Source organism: Alteromonas gracilis (genome assembly GCF_036870955.2).
GTDB classification, from domain to species: Bacteria; Pseudomonadota; Gammaproteobacteria; order Enterobacterales; family Alteromonadaceae; genus Alteromonas; species Alteromonas gracilis_A.
In genome coordinates this window covers 291,008-309,398 of sequence record NZ_CP145482.2, presented here as the reverse complement: position 1 = coordinate 309,398, position 18,391 = coordinate 291,008, and the positions used below count along the sequence as shown (strand labels likewise).

The 18,391-nt window shown below is 43.4% G+C and carries 17 protein-coding genes and 1 tRNA gene; 9 read left to right on the top strand and 9 right to left on the bottom strand.

Annotation, left to right across the window (positions count from 1 at the left end; all coding sequences use genetic code 11):
* Positions 1 to 28 precede the first annotated feature (28 nt).
* The 4 genes from V6N89_RS01475 to V6N89_RS01460 all read right to left on the bottom strand — a co-directional run bounded on the left by V6N89_RS01475 (position 29) and on the right by V6N89_RS01460 (position 2,529).
* A complete protein-coding gene (locus tag V6N89_RS01475) occupies positions 29 to 394 on the bottom strand; it encodes a response regulator (protein ID WP_338519837.1) in 366 nt (121 codons plus the stop codon).
* 57 nt (positions 395 to 451) lie between these two features.
* Positions 452 to 1,123, bottom strand: a complete 672-nt coding sequence (locus V6N89_RS01470; protein WP_431189779.1) for a methyl-accepting chemotaxis protein — start codon at positions 1,121 to 1,123, stop codon at positions 452 to 454.
* A 130-nt stretch (positions 1,124 to 1,253) separates the two neighbouring features.
* Positions 1,254 to 1,640, bottom strand: a complete 387-nt coding sequence (locus V6N89_RS01465) for a hypothetical protein (RefSeq protein WP_338519835.1) — start codon at positions 1,638 to 1,640, stop codon at positions 1,254 to 1,256.
* Positions 1,641 to 1,956: 316 nt separating this feature from the next.
* Positions 1,957 to 2,529 carry a hypothetical protein gene (locus V6N89_RS01460; RefSeq protein WP_338519834.1) on the bottom strand — a complete coding sequence of 191 codons (573 nt, stop codon included), beginning with the start codon at positions 2,527 to 2,529 and terminating at the stop codon, positions 1,957 to 1,959.
* Positions 2,530 to 2,837: 308 nt separating this feature from the next.
* Between V6N89_RS01460 and V6N89_RS01455 the strand changes: the two genes are divergently transcribed.
* Both V6N89_RS01455 and V6N89_RS01450 read left to right on the top strand, forming a co-directional pair.
* Positions 2,838 to 3,365, top strand: coding sequence for a hypothetical protein (locus V6N89_RS01455; RefSeq protein WP_346993309.1), 528 nt, complete (start codon positions 2,838 to 2,840; stop codon positions 3,363 to 3,365).
* Between the two features lie 220 nt (positions 3,366 to 3,585).
* A complete protein-coding gene (locus V6N89_RS01450; RefSeq protein ID WP_338519832.1) occupies positions 3,586 to 6,051 on the top strand; it encodes an Ig-like domain-containing protein in 2,466 nt (821 codons plus the stop codon).
* A gap of 116 nt (positions 6,052 to 6,167) precedes the next feature.
* Here the strand turns inward: V6N89_RS01450 and V6N89_RS01445 are convergent, their stop codons facing one another.
* Both V6N89_RS01445 and V6N89_RS01440 read right to left on the bottom strand, forming a co-directional pair.
* A complete protein-coding gene (locus V6N89_RS01445; RefSeq protein ID WP_338519831.1) occupies positions 6,168 to 6,545 on the bottom strand; it encodes a hypothetical protein in 378 nt (125 codons plus the stop codon).
* 77 nt (positions 6,546 to 6,622) lie between these two features.
* Positions 6,623 to 7,348: a hypothetical protein gene (locus V6N89_RS01440; protein ID WP_338519830.1), complete on the bottom strand. Its 726-nt coding sequence runs from the start codon at positions 7,346 to 7,348 to the stop codon at positions 6,623 to 6,625.
* Positions 7,349 to 7,659: 311 nt separating this feature from the next.
* Here V6N89_RS01440 and V6N89_RS01435 point away from each other — a divergent pair, with 311 nt between their 5' ends.
* On the top strand, positions 7,660 to 9,564 hold the full coding sequence (locus V6N89_RS01435; protein ID WP_338519829.1) for a winged helix-turn-helix domain-containing protein: 1,905 nt from the start codon (positions 7,660 to 7,662) through the stop codon (positions 9,562 to 9,564).
* Between the two features lie 187 nt (positions 9,565 to 9,751).
* Here the strand turns inward: V6N89_RS01435 and V6N89_RS01430 are convergent.
* The 3 genes from V6N89_RS01430 to mutY form a co-directional block, all read right to left on the bottom strand.
* Positions 9,752 to 9,827: transfer RNA gene (locus tag V6N89_RS01430), tRNA-Phe, on the bottom strand.
* A gap of 150 nt (positions 9,828 to 9,977) precedes the next feature.
* Positions 9,978 to 10,250: an oxidative damage protection protein gene (locus V6N89_RS01425; RefSeq protein WP_159627170.1), complete on the bottom strand. Its 273-nt coding sequence runs from the start codon at positions 10,248 to 10,250 to the stop codon at positions 9,978 to 9,980.
* Positions 10,251 to 10,283: 33 nt separating this feature from the next.
* A complete protein-coding gene (gene mutY / locus V6N89_RS01420; protein WP_338520192.1) occupies positions 10,284 to 11,357 on the bottom strand; it encodes an A/G-specific adenine glycosylase in 1,074 nt (357 codons plus the stop codon).
* Positions 11,358 to 11,453: 96 nt separating this feature from the next.
* Here mutY and V6N89_RS01415 point away from each other — a divergent pair, with 96 nt between their 5' ends.
* From V6N89_RS01415 to arcA, 6 genes are all read left to right on the top strand, one after another.
* Positions 11,454 to 12,158 (top strand): alpha/beta fold hydrolase, encoded by a 705-nt coding sequence (locus tag V6N89_RS01415; protein WP_338519828.1) that lies wholly within the window; start codon positions 11,454 to 11,456, stop codon positions 12,156 to 12,158.
* 91 nt (positions 12,159 to 12,249) lie between these two features.
* The gene (gene trmB, locus V6N89_RS01410) at positions 12,250 to 12,969 is read left to right on the top strand and encodes a tRNA (guanosine(46)-N7)-methyltransferase TrmB (protein ID WP_338519827.1); all 720 of its coding nucleotides are present in this window, start codon (positions 12,250 to 12,252) and stop codon (positions 12,967 to 12,969) included.
* Positions 12,969 to 14,048 carry a methyltransferase gene (locus V6N89_RS01405; protein ID WP_346993308.1) on the top strand — a complete coding sequence of 360 codons (1,080 nt, stop codon included), beginning with the start codon at positions 12,969 to 12,971 and terminating at the stop codon, positions 14,046 to 14,048. The genes trmB and V6N89_RS01405 overlap by 1 nt, the downstream gene beginning before the upstream one ends.
* A gap of 186 nt (positions 14,049 to 14,234) precedes the next feature.
* The gene (gene glgA, locus V6N89_RS01400) at positions 14,235 to 15,653 is read left to right on the top strand and encodes a glycogen synthase GlgA (RefSeq protein ID WP_338519825.1); all 1,419 of its coding nucleotides are present in this window, start codon (positions 14,235 to 14,237) and stop codon (positions 15,651 to 15,653) included.
* 162 nt (positions 15,654 to 15,815) lie between these two features.
* Entirely contained in the window at positions 15,816 to 17,462 is a 1,647-nt protein-coding gene (locus V6N89_RS01395; protein ID WP_338519824.1) for a sensor histidine kinase, read from the top strand.
* A 154-nt stretch (positions 17,463 to 17,616) separates the two neighbouring features.
* Entirely contained in the window at positions 17,617 to 18,324 is a 708-nt protein-coding gene (gene arcA / locus V6N89_RS01390; RefSeq protein WP_014996957.1) for a two-component system response regulator ArcA, read from the top strand.
* Positions 18,325 to 18,391: the final 67 nt, after the last annotated feature.

Below are 18,391 nucleotides of genomic sequence, written 5' to 3'. Positions count from 1 at the left end.
TTTTCCAACTTAAACGAAAATGGTGTAACTATCCCAATACACGCTTAGTGACATCTAAAAGTTTGTTTGGGTCAAAGGGCTTTACCATCCACCCCGTAGCGCCTGCGGCTTTACCCTTTGCTTTCATATCATCGCCAGCTTCCGTGGTAAGCATGACAATAGGCGTTCTTGCGTAGCTACCTAGCCCTCGCAAACTTTTGACCAGAGTAAGTCCATCCATGCGGGGCATATTTTGATCGGTTAGTACAAAGTCAAAACTCTGGCCCTGACACTTATCAAGGGCCTCTTGACCGTCTTGCGCGGTAGTGATGTCATAGCCTGCGCTTTTAAGCGTCATTTCCACCATTTGACGAATAGAAACTGAATCGTCGACAACTAAAATGTGCTTGCTCATTTGCTAACTTCTCCTCTCGTTGCCCAAAATGGCAACCGATATTCCCTTGTAAAAATCCTAGAACAACTCAACCTCACCAGCATTCATTGACGTTGCTGATACCGGGTTGTGGTCATTTTTTCCCTTAGCGGCTAACCCTTTTTGATATTCATTGAGTGATTGTGTGAAGTCTTTAAGATTGTTGGGGTTTAACACTTCTAGTTTTTCAATCACAAACTGAATAATGTCTTGCGTATACTCGATGTGCTGGCCGTTAATATCACCAAACTGCATACCGCGAATGGCGTTATTAATGGCTTCATTGAGCTGTTGCCCGATGTCTTCTATTTGTTTTGTTGTTTCTAAATCAGCTTCTGTTTTTTTAATGATTTCTAATAACTGTGCACTGATGTACTCTTTTGCATTTACCACCTGCGAAATATCCTGAGAAGCAACAAACTCTGCAGTGTCGGTTAGCTTGTCGACAAGATTGCGAATATTTTCAACCTGCGTTTTTATGACATCGCTAAATTGGGTGGAGCGCGTTGACAAGGCGCGTACTTCGTCAGCAACTACGGCAAAACCTCTACCGGCTTCACCCGCGCGCGCAGCCTCTATGGCAGCATTAAGCGCCAATAAATTAGTTTGTGCAGCAATATCGTCAATACCGCTTAACGCGTCGATAACCGTTGGCATTGCTTGCTGGATAGTTTGTACTTGATTCATAAGCTGCTGAGTAGAAGACGACATTTGCTCTGTAGACGTAATAAACTGCTTTAGGGTAGCGTCGGTTTCTTTCGCAAAAGAGCGCATCCTGTCAGGGTATGACAGCGTATGTGCTTCATCTACATTTAATAAATCTTCAATACATTCAGCTTGCTCACCCTCTAGGCTTTTTAGCTAGGTTAAATGCATCAGACAAAGTTACTACCGCGTCGTCTTGTGTAGACTTGATGGCAGACAAGTTACTTGCACATGTACTAAGCGACGAAGCAAGGTTGTGACCAGCTGTTGTAATATCATCGGCTTTCAAAGGCGCAGAAGGTAATTTATTTGATTGTGCAGCGACCGCGTTTTGAGTGTTTGTGAGCAAGTAAAAATAGAGAGAAAGCACAACGCCTATAAGCGTTGCACTTAACACTAGCGCTGCAATTAACGGTGTTATTAAAAAATACCCTAGCCATGACACCACTATGCCTATAGCGGCGCCTAACGCCACATGGCGAATTCGCGCTGCTAAATCAGAGCCTGTAGATACATCAGCCATAACCAATGCCCCTTATCCTTTTGCTCTGTCGTCTCCTGTGAAATGGCGTTCCGTCAATGAAATGTTGAGGAGTAGGCTAACCTTTGCCAAGCGAAGACGACGTTATGCCTTAAGCACTAAATACTAAAAGCTATACTTTCGTCTAAATCGAGTAGTGTTGATAAGCGTAGTACCCAATATTAAAAGTAGGCAAGAATGCAGCGAAATTTTTTTAAATTACTTTGGGATAAGTATTTTTAGTCGTTCGTTTTAATCAAACATTTTATTGCGAGTTACTGCGGCAACGGGAGGGCATTTCTAATGGCGGAAGAGTAATTTAATCCACATCAAATTCATCCATCACACTGCACTCAGGATTAATAAACAAGGTGATAGGTGTGGTCAAAATAGTGGTTTTAGAAAATTGAAGATCACGGTCGTTTTGCTGAACATAAAATATGTTATCGCTAAGCGTAAAATCGACACGCGACCGCTTTACTAGTTTAAGACCCGTTTCAATGTTCTCGATAAAGACGACGTCTAAGCCAGCATCACTAAACTGCTGTGCAAAGGTTGAACCTTCTCGTGTACGCAGTAAAGCCACAGATTTATTTTTAAGTTCAGATAGGTCATTCCATTTAAATGGTGTTGATTGAGTTTGACGCACCAAACCAATGCTCACCTCACTTTGTGAAAGCGTAATTGAGCGAGATTCAATATCTTCCTCAACAGGATAGAAGCTTGCGCACCACTCGCCTGCTTTTATCATTTCAGCAGCTCGACCGGGAGGCGCATACACAGCGCGCCATTCAACGCTATCACTCAACGCAGCTTTTTCTAATAATTCAAAGGCAATGCCATTAGATGCCACCTGCGAAGTAGTAAAGGGAGGGTATTCGACAGCCAGCACATCTATGACCTTTGCCTCGCAACGTGCAAAAACCAGAAACAAGATTGAAAGACCAAAATAAAAAGCTGATCGAATTAAGCGCATAAAACATACAAAAAAAAATGGTGTAAGCAGATATTAGCAGATAGAGTTAAAACTGCTGAAATAGCCTATGCTAATCATCAATGACATATGACAGCTTCCGCTTTGGACTACAGGAGTTACCATGAAGACTAGGACCGTCAAACGCTTTTCACTACCCTTCAATCGCCTATTAACGCAAGCTCGCACACCCGTTATAACACCCAGCGTTATTGCGGCGTGTCTAATTGCAGCAAGCTTTAGCAGTCACAGCACGGCGCAAGAAAACAATTCCACAGCTGATTCTGAGGATGTGGAAGTGGTTGAAGTATATGGTTCAAAGCCCCTTTTTTATTGGAAAGAAGCACTGGCGAACTCGAGAGCCGAGATTATTGATTATCTTAACGAAAGCATTGATAACGACGACTTCCAACTTACATGTCGCAAAGTTAGCATTCCTAATTCAAATTTCAAAAAAAGAGAATGCCGAACTGGATACGACAAGCGAATTAGAAGAGAAAAAACTGATAGACGGTGCGTTTTTTGGTGGAACCATTGTTTCTGCACAACAATCAGCAGACTTGGGGTCTACAGAACTGGGTAAAAAGCATGAGGAACATGTTGAAATTGTCCAACAGCTATATGTTGAAGATGAACAATTTAGGCAGATGTACGACAAACTCCAACAAATAGAAAAGGGCTACCAAGAAGCGCATAACAAAACATTTGGTTCACTAAGCCAATATGACAAAAAGTCCGAGGAAAGTAGCAATTAAATACCGGGCGCTTTGACACACGTGGTTTAAAGGCAGGCTATTTCTTTAGACCTGTATTACGCAATAACTTCGCTTCTTTGCGTAACGTAGCCAATATATAGCGGTTATAGAATATACAATTTCGGTGTGCTACTATTTTTTGGTCGTTGCAGTGTAGCACACTAAATTTCGGTTAATGGACTAACTGCAGATATTGATAACACCTACTATAGGAAATCAAATGAAGTATGTTATCCCACTCACGCTAAGTGCATTGCTTTGTGCTTGTGGCGGTGGTTCAGGTTCAGATACACCACCTCCAACTCAAACACCAGATAATAGCGGCGTTCAACCTCCCTCAAATAATGTTCCTGTCGCAAGCGATGACAGTGCCGAAACCAGTAACGGCCAGTCAGTAACAGTAAACGTATTGAGTAATGATAGCGACGCTGACAATGACAGTTTAACCATCTCAAGTGTTAGCCAACCGTCTGATGGCACGGTTAGCATCGAAAACAACCAGCTTATTTATACACCTAGCAGTGCAGCTTTCGCGGGTACAGTCAACTTTAGCTACACCGTGTCAGACTCAGAAGATAGCGCAAGCGCGAATGTTAGCATTACTGTTAATCAGGCAGTTTCTTTTGACGGTATTGTGGTTGGTGCAGAAAGCCTGAACGGTGTTTCAGTGCGTATAGATATTGGTGAAGAGTCCTTTGAATCAGAGCTAGATACTGAAGGCCGCTTTGCACTTGATTACCAAACTAATGTTGTAGATTCGCGCGACGTTTCGTTTGCGCTCATGCAAGACCAAAAGCTTTTGCACGTAGGTAGTCCACTGACCTTTGATAACATCGTGGCGCTTCGAGGCAGCGATGTTCTATTTTCCTACCAGTCACATAAAGAAATGCTGGTTTCGCCTGTATCTACAGCTATTGAAGCCCTTCGTTTGCGTTTAACAAGCTCAGACCAACAGGCCTTTGAGGCGCAAATTGATGGCGACACATTGCTACAATTAGCAGCCATCAGCTCACTTATTGCTAAAGGTGAATTAACCTCTCAAGACACGCTTTTTGATGTGCTAAACGATGATGCCCAACTAGAAGCACTTGCGCAGTCTTTGTTGAATAATGATGAAGCGATTAGCGTTGATTCAGAAAACCAAAATGGTGCTGAAGGTATAGTGGCTGTTGGTGCTAGGCTTCAAGCGGAGATGGATGAAGTACGAAGCCTAGTTGCTCCCTTCATTCGCATTGGCGCTGACGTACAAACTAACTCTGAGTTGCCTGTTGCGTCACAGAATGCATCTTTACAGAGCGATTCATCTGATAAAAGTACAACGGCGAATACCGAAATATTAGCTGACTACTATCAGTTGAAACCAAGCTATGGTGGTCGTATTGCTAGTTATAATTTTGTGGGTGCACAGCTTACCCTTATGCAAGATGGTACTGGCATGTACTTCTCAGAACACGCCAGTTCGAGCGTTAGCTGGGAAGAAGGCAGCAAAGACCTACTGATCACGCTAGATACTCCTATTCCTACCGAATATGAAGTGAGTCTTACCACCCTTAATGTTAGAGGGTTAATCGACCCAGAGGTATACGAAGAAGCAATAAACCGACTTGGCAACGTAAGTTACACCACTTTTATGAACAGCTTTACCCTGACCCGGTTGTTCAATGGTGAGAACGTCGACATCATCTCAACTGACTTTGAAGTAAATGTAAAAATTAATGAAGACCCAGACTTCCCGCCAGAAACCTATGAGGATGCGCGCGAATTGGGCGTAGACGACTACTTACGTACACTTACTCAAGATTTAGAATACGTAGAAACCGCGCTGCAAACAAAAATTCCATTCACTGCTGAAGAAGTCACTGGCATATGGGGTTTTGCGATTGCAGGTTCTGCACCAGTACAAAGTAGCACAAATGGAGACGTACGAGAGCTTGCTGGTGTATTTGCCGACTTAGTGACATTTGACGCAGACGGCAGTATGCAAAGCCAGTTCCATGACAAAGCGGGTACATGGCAAATCAATGACGATGGCACGTTGACAGTAAATCAAACTGATGGCTATGAAGTAACCTACACGCGTATTTCTCAAGACGAACAAGCCAATGGCATGTTGATAAGAGCAAGTAATCAAGATGGTGCTAGCTTCAGCCAGTTTCGTATGGCCATTAAACGCTCAAGTGATCAATTAGACTTGTCACTCATGCGCAAGCCTGAATTTTTATGGAACGGAAACTGGGGACTGAGTAACCCCAACAACTACAACGCGGACGGTAGTTTTAAAAATACAGGGTATTTCGGCTTCCAATTTTCGGATGACGAGACAGTACCTAGCTATTTACTTGGGTTCTTGTATCGAATAAACCCTGAGGTTGAAATAGTGATTAGAAACAGAGCGAGACACTTGGTAGAAGGAGAGAATAACCTTGTATACATCGAACGACGCTCTAGCGAGACCGAAATAGCAAACGCCGACTGTGATGCAGATGAACCAACGTGCCGTACTTGGTTAAGAAGACAATGGACGCCGTTAGGCCAAACAGAAGACAGATATTACGTATTGGAGCACTTCTACTTTAATACAGACCTAATATTCACAGGCAACCCTGACGCTCCACTTTATTTCCAACCAAGTGGACGCGTGATCTTCTACGAGAAACTGGATTACCCAGAAGGCTTAGTAGAATAAAAGAGAAATCTTAAAGCAAGCGAGCATCTTTATGATGCTCGCTTATTGTTGAGGTACTCTTCAATAATGAGAGCATTGGGCGTACTAATATTTAATGACTAACAACAACGTCGTAACTAGTTGATCAAAACCCAACCCGCCGCGTTTTCTTCAAAAACAGCTTCTTGCTCAGCTTCCTGATTACCGTATCGTTTGGAAGTCAGTGTGTACTTGTATAAACAAGAAAATTTGTTGTTTTCTTTTTCAACGCATTTATCAATTTCGACATCCTCAACTTGTCCATGCCAAGCTAGACAAGAAGTAACTACTGTGTAGTTTTCTTGTTGCAGACTTTCCATATCAGCAGGGCATATATCATTGCCTCCAGCAAGCGATTGAAAGCTTTTTGCTACCTCAAGCTGAGCGTTAACGGCATCCTCAATATCTGAATTAGACGGACCGCCGCAGGCCGTAATTGAGAGACCTAACATGGCTAGTAAAACAAATCTGAACATTACTTTTCCTTGATATGATAGTACTTTGGGTAAACTAGAAGCGCCTTAACTTATGTCAGGCGCAGCTGCAAATTAGGTTAGTCCTCAGCGGGCGCTAACACTCCTTCAGAGTTGAATACTTCACCACTATCTTGCCATGGCGTTGTTTCCAATTTCGGATAACCTTCTAAGTATGTTATTTCTCCGCCTGTACGACTTTTTATTTCACGAACAACATCAAGAACCGTTTTTTCTGCCCACGCTTCTGGAGAACCAGATATGGCATAAGCGGCTTCTCGTGCTAACCCATCAATTCCTAGGAAACCACCACCTTCTAGCTTCGTATAGTTAGCATAAACATCAAGCGCATAACCTTCTTGATATTCCCATAGGCAAAGGTTAAAGCTCATATCGAAAGCATTTGATACTGTTCGTCTTGCTGTAGCAGTCCAAACTGCACCTTCGCACTCGGCAGTTTTAAGCATATTGGAAAGAGATGAATTCATTTTCATTGCAAGTTGCATCATTCCGCCCATTTGCTCTCCCATACCTGCCGCGGCATTAGAGGGCTTAAAGCGTCCTGGCTTTTGTGGAACATCTCCCATAACGATAGGGTTATGTTCGTCCGCTGATGAAACATTTGCACCAAGACCGTCGGAAGCAGCATCGCGCACTTCATAACGATCGGCACTGGTCTTTATATCGAAAACGCGATAAAGCTCGATGCTTTTCTGCTTTTCCGTCATTGCATTATTCATCGTCGAAGAGCACGCGGTTACAAAGAGGGTTGAAGCCACGACTGCAAATGCGCCCACCTTTTTCATTTTGAGTTCCTATTCTTATCAGTTCTAAATATTTTTAGCTTTCAGGGGTGGTGTAAGAGGTCAGTATTATTACTGGCAGTGAAATGAGTTCTTACATAGCACATCTCTAATACACCGAGCGATGACAGGGTGCTATACGCACTTTAAAAAGCGGTAGTGAAAAAGTGAGAAAGACCATTACCTAGTGTGATTGAAGTGTGAATTTTTATATTTATCAGTCAATTAAGAGCAACACAAAGTTGTATTGATTTGGATTGCATTGACGTATAACATCTCCGACCAGTGCATTTTATTGATAACCTTTTAGCCTCGTGACATATAGAATAAACGGATTTTCACTCTCAACAGACCTTCGTTCAGCTAACAAAAAAGATAAAACGATTAGTTTTACCCACCAAGAACAATTAGCGTTGAGGCTATTTTTGGACTCAGAGGACGGGTTTGTCGATCGCCAATTATTGGAGTCAACGATTTGGGAAAAGCAGATTGTTACTCAAAATTCGCTAAGAAAATTGATGAGCGAGTTACGCTGCAAGTTCGAAAGCAAGGAATGTATCCAAAACATTAGAGGGAAAGGATATAAGCTGGACTTCGAGATTTTCACTACAAACAAAACTTCTGCTTCTATTTGGAAGAACAGCAAACACTCCAAATATGCTTATGTCACGGTATTTGTGTTGTTACTAACATCATTAGCGCTAGTAGCGCACCTCTCACTCAGCCCTAAGCAAGCAGTTATTCCTAAGGTTTCCACACAGTCTATTTTTGAGTCAAACGCACAAATTATTGACTATGCTCTGTACGACGGAAGAATGTATGTTACAACGAGTGGAGACGGCCAATCTAACTTGTATGAAGTGGTGAATCGCAAGAAAAAACTTCTTTTTTCAGCCCAATATACAGGTGCATTTAGAGGCATAGAAATTCACAAAAGCGGCAAAACTGTAATGCACTTCGTCGAAGACGGGTTGTGCAAAATAAAAGTTTTTGCTGTCCCGGTTAAAAATCAGATTGATGAAATTCCTTGTAATAGACAAAACGCGTTTCCTTCATTCGATTGGATAGACGAGAATAAATTCTATGTTACCTATAACGTGGAACTTGCAGGCTCTATAGTCCCTCACATTTATGACTTAGAAACAGGCCTTTTAGAAAAAGACACGTCGTCTTCATTGCTCCCAGCTACGGGAGAGAAAGTTATCGACGCATTTATAAAAGCAACAGATACAGGCCTTTACTCACTAAGAGAAGACCATTTAGACAAAATGTCACTGGTATATTTTGAGGGTGACAACCAGCGAAGCATTTTTGACTACAGGGCTAAGCCCTATTCTTTCGGTCTGTCGCAAGACCATTTGTTTTTTGTGGGGAACAACAACGAACTTCTTAAACTTGATGTCTCAGGAGATATGCTGACAAAGGCGATTGAGCCTGAACTTGTATTGGCTCCGCAAGCGGTAAAGCTAGACGACCCTCTAATTCTTGAAGACGAGCTGTATTTTTCGCTTGGGAATAGTTCGAGTGAAGTAATTCGAAGTATGTTTGGTAAATTTACTCACGAATTAGAAAGCGGTATTCGAGATTTCAAAATAATAGATAATCAGATGTTTATTTTGGCGCTAACCAATACTGGTTATGCGGTAGAACGCCTAATAGACGAGAGAGTCATTGAAACACTCTACCTTGATACCGAATTAACCCTTCGCAGCATTGCATACTACAAGGGCGATATCTATCTAGCAGGGCCTTCTGGCATTTATATTGTCACTGGAGAGCACCTAGAACCTGTCAGCTCTTTAAAAACACGAACAATTGTATCTAACGATCAATGCATGCTAATCGAAAGTGACGGCATCCACATATTTAATGACCAAACCAGGGGGTTCGATAAATTGGCAGGACAAGGAGAGCGCCCTTTTATCAGTAACAACGGATGCTCATTTGTAGACAATCTTACTGGCAATATTGTGAATCAAGCACAAGATATTCATGGAAAGCAGTTGATGAGAAAAATGCTCTTCGAATACAAAGGAAAACTTGCTCATTGGTACAGCAAAGGCGAGTCGACGTATATCGTTGATATTGAATCAGGGGAGACAATAGCCAAAACGAAACAAAGAGTGCTGTTTAAACGGCTGGCGTCTTACGGCGACGACATCCTCTTTTTAGGTGCAGCTGACGTAAATTCGTCTATTATAAAACTGCAATTCTTTTGATGACCTTTTTTGGCGAAACACCTGTGCAAAGAGAACTTCAGGTGGTCTTCACCTGAGTTTTCAATCCCACAACAACACTGCTCTCCAAACGGGATTGTAACCTGCCAAGCACTGGCGCCGACACGGTCGGTGATTTTAAGAACGTAGGATCAAAAAAGCCCCTGCATTTCTGCAAGGGCTTCAATGATGGTGCCTCGACCCGGGATCGAACCAGGGACACGCGGATTTTCAATCCGCTGCTCTACCAACTGAGCTATCGAGGCTGAAACTTGTTAGCGATTCAGGCTTTTGAGCCTGTCCTGCTGTGGGTGCGTATTAAACGGTTTTCCCTCTAACAAGTCAACCGTTTTTCTCGCTTTTTTTTCGGTTTTATTACTGTTTGCGCATTGTTTAAGCAAAATATGCTTTTTTGCTTATTTTTCAGGCGGGACATAGCCTTCAATTGTAGGTTCTATGCCTTCAAAAAGGTAAGCCGACATTTTTTCTTCCAAAAACGAACGCGCATTTGGGTCCATCATATTTAGTTTGTGCTCGTTAATAAGCATGGTTTGCTTTTTTTGCCACTCTGCCCACGCTTCTTTCGAAATATTATCAAAAATACGCTTACCCAATTCACCAGGGTAAAGTTGAAAGTCTAGGCCATCAGCTTCTTTTTGAAGCTTTTGACAAAATACGGTTCTTGCCATGGGTTATCCTTGAAGTTCTTATAACGGTTGCAGCTAGACTAGCTGTTTAATTATTTTGGTTGTGGGGGCAGCTAGCCCTACTTCAATAGGTTCATTAAGCATAAACCATTTTGAAGACATTTCTGCCACCTGCTTTGTTGGTGGAGAGTTTACCACGGCAACTACCGGGGTTATATCTAAATGAAAGTGGCTAAAAGTGTGCCTGAAAGGTTCTAGCAACTGCGTTTGAGCAACCTCTATGCCGCGTAACGATAGCGCCTTTGTTCCTTCCTCGATGGTTGTGGTTTCTAAAAAGCCATAAAGCCCGCCCCATAAACCAGAAGACGGTCGCTGTTCTAAGTAAACCTGTTGGTTGAACTGTGCCACCATCATGAAGGTTTCTTTCACTGGCAGTATTTTTTTAGGCTTTTTACCCGGATAACTAGTTTGTTCGCCTTGCGCATAAGCAATACAGTTTGCCTGTAATGGACATTCATCACATTTAGGCTTGCTGCGAGTACAAACCATAGCACCCAAGTCCATCATAACTTGAGTATAGTTAGCACAACGTTTGTCGGGCGTGTTTTTCTCGGCCACCTCCCAAAGCTTGTTTTCTACTGCTTTTTGACCAGGCCAGCCTGATATGGCGTAGTAACGCGCCAATACACGCTTAACATTGCCATCAAGTATAGGATGTTTCAGGTTGCGAGATAACGACAAAATAGCACCTGCGGTAGAGCGCCCTATACCGGGCAGCGCCATAACGCCTTCAATGTCGTAGGGAAACTCTCCGTTGTGCTCTTTAACCAACATTTGGGCAGCTTTGTGCAGGTTTCTCGCGCGAGCGTAATAACCAAGCCCTGTCCAGTGATGTAACACGTCATCTTGCGACGCGTCAGCAAGGCTATGCACAGTTGGAAACGACTGCATGAACCGTTCGAAGTATGGGATAACGGTGGTGACTTGCGTTTGTTGCAACATGATTTCCGAAATCCACACCTTATAAGGCGTGACATCTTGCTGCCATGGCAAATGTTTACGGCCATGCTTATCAAACCATGCCAAAACGCGTTCGGCAAAATTGCCGCTATAGTTAGTATTAAGTTCGCTCATAGATACAGATGGCATGGCTGTGCCATTGCCTTTATTCATTTACTCGGTCATTTATAAAAACGCGCGCTATGGTAGCATGTACGCGAATAATAGTTAGTTAAGGAGCTAAGCGTGTCGGTACAGCATCCTGTTTTGTTTTTTCCAGGCACTCTTTGTGACGAGCGCATTTTTATGCCTTTGTGGCAAGCTTTGCCCGCGCATCAGCGCCGCTATGTTCCACTGCAGTGGGCTGCTTCATTAGACGATATGCTCGCCTTAAGTAAAGACCGTTTACTTGAAGGTGAGAAAGTGCATCTTGTTGGCTATTCAATGGGTGGCTATATCGCTTCTCTTTTTGCACACCAATTTCCTGACGCCGTGGCATCTATCACGCTTATTGGATACAACCCTGACGGTTTATCGAAAGAAGAAATCACAAAGCGCCAGCAACTAGTATCCATGCTTAAGAAAGGGCAGTTTAAAGCCGACAACGATGCCTATCTTGCACGTTTTATTCACCCATCGCGCATTAACGATGAACAGGTAGCGGGCGTGGTAAAAGCGATGGCGCAAGATTTAGGCAAGACCACCCTGCTTAATCATACCCTTGCCACTACACCAAGAGACAGTACGGTTGAGCAGCTAACAAAGATTAATGCGCCAATCACCTTTATTACTGCCAAGCAAGACAACATAGCGTCAGCTCAGGCCGTAAAGGCGATAAGTGAAAAGATCCCCAATGCCACGCTCCACGAGCTTGAAGATACAGGGCATATGATACCGCTTGAGCAAACAAGTGCATTGGCCACTATTATTGCTAGACAAATTAGCGATTAAAAATACAGCATTTTTCATAATATGCCGTTGCATAAGCTGCGGGTAAGTGGATAATGCGCCACCAGAAAATTTGGTAAGAAAGGCATTGCAAATGAGGCAATTCAAAAGTCAGGCGGAAGCAGAAGCCGCTGGTGTATATGTAAGTAAGGTAAAAAGCTATGTTAAGCGAGAAGGCCGACTTACAAAAGGACAAGAAAAAGCGCTAGCTGACCATTGGCCAACAATGGGCATCGACTATGTTGACTCGCCTCTATCAATGGCTGAGGTTTTTGGCCGCAGTGCGCCTGTCGTCGTTGAAATTGGCTTTGGCATGGGCAAGTCTCTCGTTGAGATGGCCGCTGCTGCACCAGAGAAAAACTTTATCGGCATTGAAGTTCACCGCCCAGGTGTGGGTGCATGCCTTTCTGATGCTGGCGAACAAGGCGTTGAAAACCTGCGCGTAATGGAGCATGACGCAGTTGAAGTGTTAAAGAACATGATCCCAGATGGCAGCTTGTCTCGCCTTCAGCTTTTCTTCCCTGACCCTTGGCACAAAAAACGCCATCACAAGCGTCGTATTGTACAAGGCGAGTTTGCAGAACTTGTGCGCTCAAAGCTTGCTATTGGCGGATGCTTTCATATGGCAACAGATTGGGAGCCCTACGCAGAACATATGGCAGAGGTTATGAATAACGCGCCGGGCTACACCAATACCGCTGAAGATGGCGATTATGTTCCGCGCCCTGATTACCGCCCAATTACCAAGTTTGAAACTCGCGGGCAAAAGCTTGGGCACGGTGTGTGGGATCTTATTTACGAGCGTACCAAATAATGATTCTGTCTCCTCAAAGCCAGTTACTAGAGCGTAATATCAACCTTTTTGATGAAGGCCAATGGGCATTTATCAATCCGTCAGATGCGTATTTTTTGGATGGGTTGAAGTCTAAAGATGTCACTGTCATTCATCAGTTCTTTGATATTTTCTCTGAATGCGTGCGAGTGATCCCGTCGGTGTCATTTGACAGCAGAGATATCACTAGCAAAGGCTTTGAAGTGACGCAAAAAGTGGGAAAGCACACGCATATTTTCACGCCATTCGTGACACTTGAAGGTTCACATTCCGATGTCATGCTTTTCTTACCAAAAGCAAAAACGCATTTTCAAATGCTACTTCGCATGGCAGCGGGTATGGTAGGCCAAAATGGTCGTATTCATGTGGTTGGCGAGAATAAGGGCGGCATTAAAAGCGCCGCAAAGCTTATGCAGCAATACGGACCCACCCAAAAAGTGGATTCTGCCCGTCATTGCAGCTTAATAACACTGATTGTCGAAAACCCGCATAACGGCTTCAACCCGGACGATTGGACAGACTTTAATACCTATGAAGTAGAAGGTACTTCATGGGATGTAGCTGCCATGCCAGGTGTATTCAGCTATCAAGAGCTTGACACAGGCACTGCACTGCTGCTTGAAAAGATGTCGACAACGCTTAGAGGTGAAGTGCTTGATTTTGCATGCGGTGCAGGCGTTATCGCCAGTTATCTCATGCTGAAATACCCGCATTTGAAGCTGCATTTAACTGATGTCAGCGCGTTGGCTATCTACTGTAGTGCACTAACGCTTAAGGAAAACAATGTCGCAGCAACCTTGTATGGTGCCGATGGGCTTCATGGCTTTACAAAAAAAGTGCAGCATATTGTTACAAACCCTCCTTTTCATACTGGCGTTAAGACAGATTACACCATAACTAAGCGCTTCATTTCAGACGCTAAAGCAATTTTAACCAGTCAAGGCACACTTCAGATGGTTGCCAATAGGTTTTTACCTTACCCAGGGCTGTTATCGGAACATTTTCAGACTGTTTATACCACGGCACAAACCTCACAGTTTTCCGTGTACCAAGCAGCGTAAATTGAGCGGGTTTAACCCACTTTAAAATAGCCATTAAAAAACAATCGTGCTTGTGCTAACGTAACTTATCCGCACATTGCGACCGCGCCACTTCATGCCTTCATAGATGTGGCGTTCCTAACTCTTTCGTTGAATTTAGCGCAGCTTTATTGGTGCTTCGCACTGCTAGCACTAAGGGGATGACCTGTGAACATTGTATTTGCGATTTCGGAAGTAGAAGAATTAGTTAAAACTGGCGGCCTTGCAGATGTCGGTAAAGCACTGCCATTGGCACTTCACGCATTAGGCAATAATGTCAGTGTTGTAATGCCGTATTACAAAGTATTGGCAGAAGAATACCAGCTCGCTGGCATCACTGAAAAGCAAACCCTTTTCACTGAAGGCCAAGTTTATCAGTTCGATATTCGCTACATGCAATGGAACGGCATACCCGTTTATTTCGTTGACTCGCCCGATCACTTCATGCGTGAAGGCTTATACTCAAACGCCTACGACGCTTACGACGATAATGGCGAGCGCTTCAGCTTTTTTAGCGGTGCTGTACTACAAACCTTGCAAGCCATCGATAAACAGCCAGACATTATTCATTGCCACGACTGGCATACCGCTATGCTGCCATTTTTGTTAGCACACGATAAGTCGGGCTTTTTTGCTAACACAAAAACCGTATTCACTATTCACAACGCCGCCTTTCAAGGCGTACATAAGCTAGAAGAAATCCCTTTCTTGCGTCATCACCCTAGTATTTTGGCTCAGGTACATGGCGGCTACATCAATATGTTGCAAAGTGGTATCGAGTTTGCCAACAAAGTTACAACGGTAAGCCCGAACTATGCACGAGAACTGCTGACCGACTTGGGGAGCCATGGTTTACATGAAAGATTGGTAAATAGAAGCAGTGATTTAAGCGGAATATTAAACGGTTGCGATTACACGCAATGGGACCCACAAACCGATAAGTACCTTCCTGAGCATTACAGCGTTGATAACTTGCACCCTAAATCAGGTTGCAAACATGCGCTTCAAGAAAAATCGAGTTTGCCGCAAAAGCCTGCTGTCCCTCTCATTGGAATGGTGTGCAGACTTACCGAGCAAAAAGGATTTGGGTACATACTGCCCATTCTAGATGAACTGGTTAAGCACAACTTGCAAATGGTTATTGTGGGAACTGGCGACCCCAAAGTGTGCATGGATTTAGGTGAATTTGCTCAGCAACACCCTGAACAGTTTTCTTTTATTAATGGCTTTAGCTCTGAGCATGCACATTTGGTTGAGGCAGGTGCAGACTTCTTCTTAATGCCGTCTCAGTTTGAGCCCTGTGGGCTTAATCAAATGTACAGCCTAGCATATGGCACTATTCCTATTGTTCGTTCTGTTGGCGGGCTAAAAGATACCGTCATTGATTACTCTCACGAAGACGGTACAGGCTTTGTGTTTGATGACCCAACACCCGAAGCATTGCTTTCATGCATTCGCCGTGCGTTGCTAGCCTTTTATGAGCACCCAGCTGAATTTAGAGCAATGCAAATAAGGGGAATGAATACGCGTTTTACGTGGGAGAGCGCTGCCCTTAACTACCAGGCACTTTATAAAGCCGCTATGTAAAAAAACACAGTGTGTTTAAATGCACTGATTACGGGTTACAAAGCTCAATAAACTCTTGAGCTAGTAACATTAATTATTGTTTATACGTATCTTTCTTTTTGCGCAATAATGCGCCACTATTAATTTACGGAAGATGTGATTGGATAACATACAAAGACGGATATGACGGAAAAGGCAGTCAAGTTTTCAATTCGTAGCCTATTTTTATGGGTGGTGATGTCGATCGCCGCATTCTCGCTTACCGTGCTTTCAGGCCTGTCAATCTACACGCAAATCAAAACCTATCGTCAAGAACTTGAGTCTAACGCCATCATGTTGGCCAAGTTAGTGGCGCGAAGTTCTGCTGATTACCTTTATGACGAAACGCCTGAGCGAATTGAATCGACGCTTAAAAATTTAAGCGCAGCCGAATATGTTCTTAATGCCCATGTTTACCGCTTAGACAATGCCTCTCCAACTCCTGAAATTTTTGCGTCTTACAATAAAGAAGGCCAGCTACTGCTTGGTGGTAAGGAAAATCAGCTTACCACGCTGCTTATGAACCCAGTGTTAGCTGACTCTGGTCATTATTTAGAACTCAGCACCAAAATTTTTGACGAAGAAACCAGCATTCAGTTGGGGTGGGTTTACTTACGCGTATCGTCAGACAACTTCAACCAACTTGTTGGTAAATCTATATGGCTGAACCTTATCGTCGCATTCATTCTTTTAGGTGTCAGTTTTTACTCTGCTGTTAGAATGCAACGCGTAGTGACGGGTCCTGTTGAAGCCATCGCTGGTTTTCTTCAACGAACTTCAAGACAAAGAGACTATTCAGCACGCGCCGATGGCTCGACAATACATGAGCTGGACATACTTGCGGATGCTGTAAACGTATTATTGCTGCGTATGCAAGAGTACATGCAAAAGCAGCGACAGGCGGAAGAACAGCATAGAAAGCTAAATGCCAGCTTAGAAGACATGGTAAACCACCGAACAACAGCGTTGAAAGATGCAAACCAAGAGCTTATACAAACGCTAGAGAAGCTGCATCAATTCCAGCGCCAAATTGTACAGAACGAAAAAATGGCCTCGCTGGGTGACATGGTTGCGGGTGTAGCGCACGAAGTAAACACGCCAATTGGACTTGGCGTAACAGCTTCAACAATGATGTTAGACCGTCTATCAGTTATCCAAAATGACTTTGAGAACAAAACGCTCAAAGCAAGTGCCATGAAGCGCTTCTTGGATGAGAGCAACGAAAACCTCAATATTATCTATCGCAATTTGAATAGAGCAGCTGAACTCATTAGCAGCTTTAAGCAAGTCGCTGTGGATCAAACGTCGGAATCGAGCCGAAGTTTTTGCGTTGAACAGCTAGTTAATGAGATACTACTGTCATTGCAGCCGCGATTAAAAAAATTAAAACACAACATCAACCTAGATTGCGACCCTACCCTTAGCGTTGAAACCAAGGCTGGCCCGATTAATCAAATTCTGATTAACCTGATTATGAACTCGGTTATTCATGGGTTTGAAAACATAGAAGAAGGCACAATTGATATTCGTGCCGAAATGGTAAGTAGCAGTAAATTAAAGCTAGTTTATACAGATAACGGAAAGGGCATCTCACCCGAAATTCGCAAACGCATATTTGACCCCTTCGTGACAACCAAGCGTGGACAAGGTGGCTCAGGTTTAGGAATGCACTTAGTATACAACTTGGTGACACAGGCCTTGAACGGCTCCATCTCTATCACCAGTGAAGAAGGCAAAGGCGTGGAATTTGTTATTATATTCCCAGTAACTAATGCCAAGACTTCTAATTAGTTGTATAAAGTATGAACTTTTCTTGATATTTATTGGCTAACCCCAATAACTTAACAATAAGAATATTCACAAGTTACTTGCAATCAAGTACATGAATATTAGAATTTAACCAGTTAGTTGCTTAAATCGTATTTTAGAAAGAGTGTAAAACACCATGCAGACGCCAAATGTGTTAATCGTAGAAGATGAAGTGGTAACCCGTACCACGCTGAAAAGTTTATTTGAAGCGGAAGGGTATAATGTATTTGAAGCTGAAAATGGTGACCAAATGCATGATTTCTTCGAAAATCACGCCATCAACTTGGTTATCATGGACATTAACCTGCCGGGTAAAAATGGTCTGATTTTGGCGCGTGAAGTGCGCGACCGCAAAAATGTAGGCCTTATCTTCTTAACAGGGCGTGACAACGATGTTGACCGCATTCTTGGCCTTGAAATTGGCGCTGATGATTACCTGACTAAGCCGTTTAACCCTCGTGAACTTACGATCCGTGCACGCAACTTACTGTCTCGTACAACTAACTCTTCTGAAGATGACGACTTACCAAGCCGCGTGAGCTTCAACGGCTGGACTCTTGATGGCGATAGCCGTTCACTCATCTCACCTAACGGAAAAGAATTCCGCTTACCACGCAGTGAATTTAGAGCACTACACCTATTCCTTAGCAACCCAGGTAAGATCCTTACCCGTGAACAGCTTATTATGGAAATGACGGGTCGTGAACTTCGACCTAATGACCGTACTGTTGACGTGACTATTCGTCGTATTCGTAAGCACTTTGAATCAGATCCGACTGACGAAGAGTTGATTGTAACCATCCACGGCGAAGGTTATCGCTTTTGTGGTCAGGTAGACGGTTAATACACTGATTTACACCGTTTCAAACACATTTAAAAAAGCCGCTAAAATAGCGGCTTTTTTTATTCTT

What these genes read in the sequence shown, in the direction of transcription:
- V6N89_RS01475 (WP_338519837.1), bottom strand. Translation starts at nt 394, where the DNA reads ATGAGCAAGCACATTTTAGTTGTCGACGATTCAGTTTCTATTCGTCAA.
- V6N89_RS01470 (WP_431189779.1), bottom strand. Translation starts at nt 1,123, where the DNA reads ATGTCGTCTTCTACTCAGCAGCTTATGAATCAAGTACAAACTATCCAG.
- V6N89_RS01465 (WP_338519835.1), bottom strand. Translation starts at nt 1,640, where the DNA reads ATGGCTGATGTATCTACAGGCTCTGATTTAGCAGCGCGAATTCGCCAT.
- V6N89_RS01450 (WP_338519832.1), top strand. Translation starts at nt 3,586, where the DNA reads ATGAAGTATGTTATCCCACTCACGCTAAGTGCATTGCTTTGTGCTTGT.
- V6N89_RS01445 (WP_338519831.1), bottom strand. Translation starts at nt 6,545, where the DNA reads ATGTTCAGATTTGTTTTACTAGCCATGTTAGGTCTCTCAATTACGGCC.
- V6N89_RS01440 (WP_338519830.1), bottom strand. Translation starts at nt 7,348, where the DNA reads ATGAAAAAGGTGGGCGCATTTGCAGTCGTGGCTTCAACCCTCTTTGTA.
- V6N89_RS01425 (WP_159627170.1), bottom strand. Translation starts at nt 10,250, where the DNA reads ATGGCAAGAACCGTATTTTGTCAAAAGCTTCAAAAAGAAGCTGATGGC.
- mutY (WP_338520192.1), bottom strand. Translation starts at nt 11,357, where the DNA reads ATGCCATCTGTATCTATGAGCGAACTTAATACTAACTATAGCGGCAAT.
- trmB (WP_338519827.1), top strand. Translation starts at nt 12,250, where the DNA reads ATGAGGCAATTCAAAAGTCAGGCGGAAGCAGAAGCCGCTGGTGTATAT.
- V6N89_RS01405 (WP_346993308.1), top strand. Translation starts at nt 12,969, where the DNA reads ATGATTCTGTCTCCTCAAAGCCAGTTACTAGAGCGTAATATCAACCTT.
- V6N89_RS01395 (WP_338519824.1), top strand. Translation starts at nt 15,816, where the DNA reads ATGACGGAAAAGGCAGTCAAGTTTTCAATTCGTAGCCTATTTTTATGG.
- arcA (WP_014996957.1), top strand. Translation starts at nt 17,617, where the DNA reads ATGCAGACGCCAAATGTGTTAATCGTAGAAGATGAAGTGGTAACCCGT.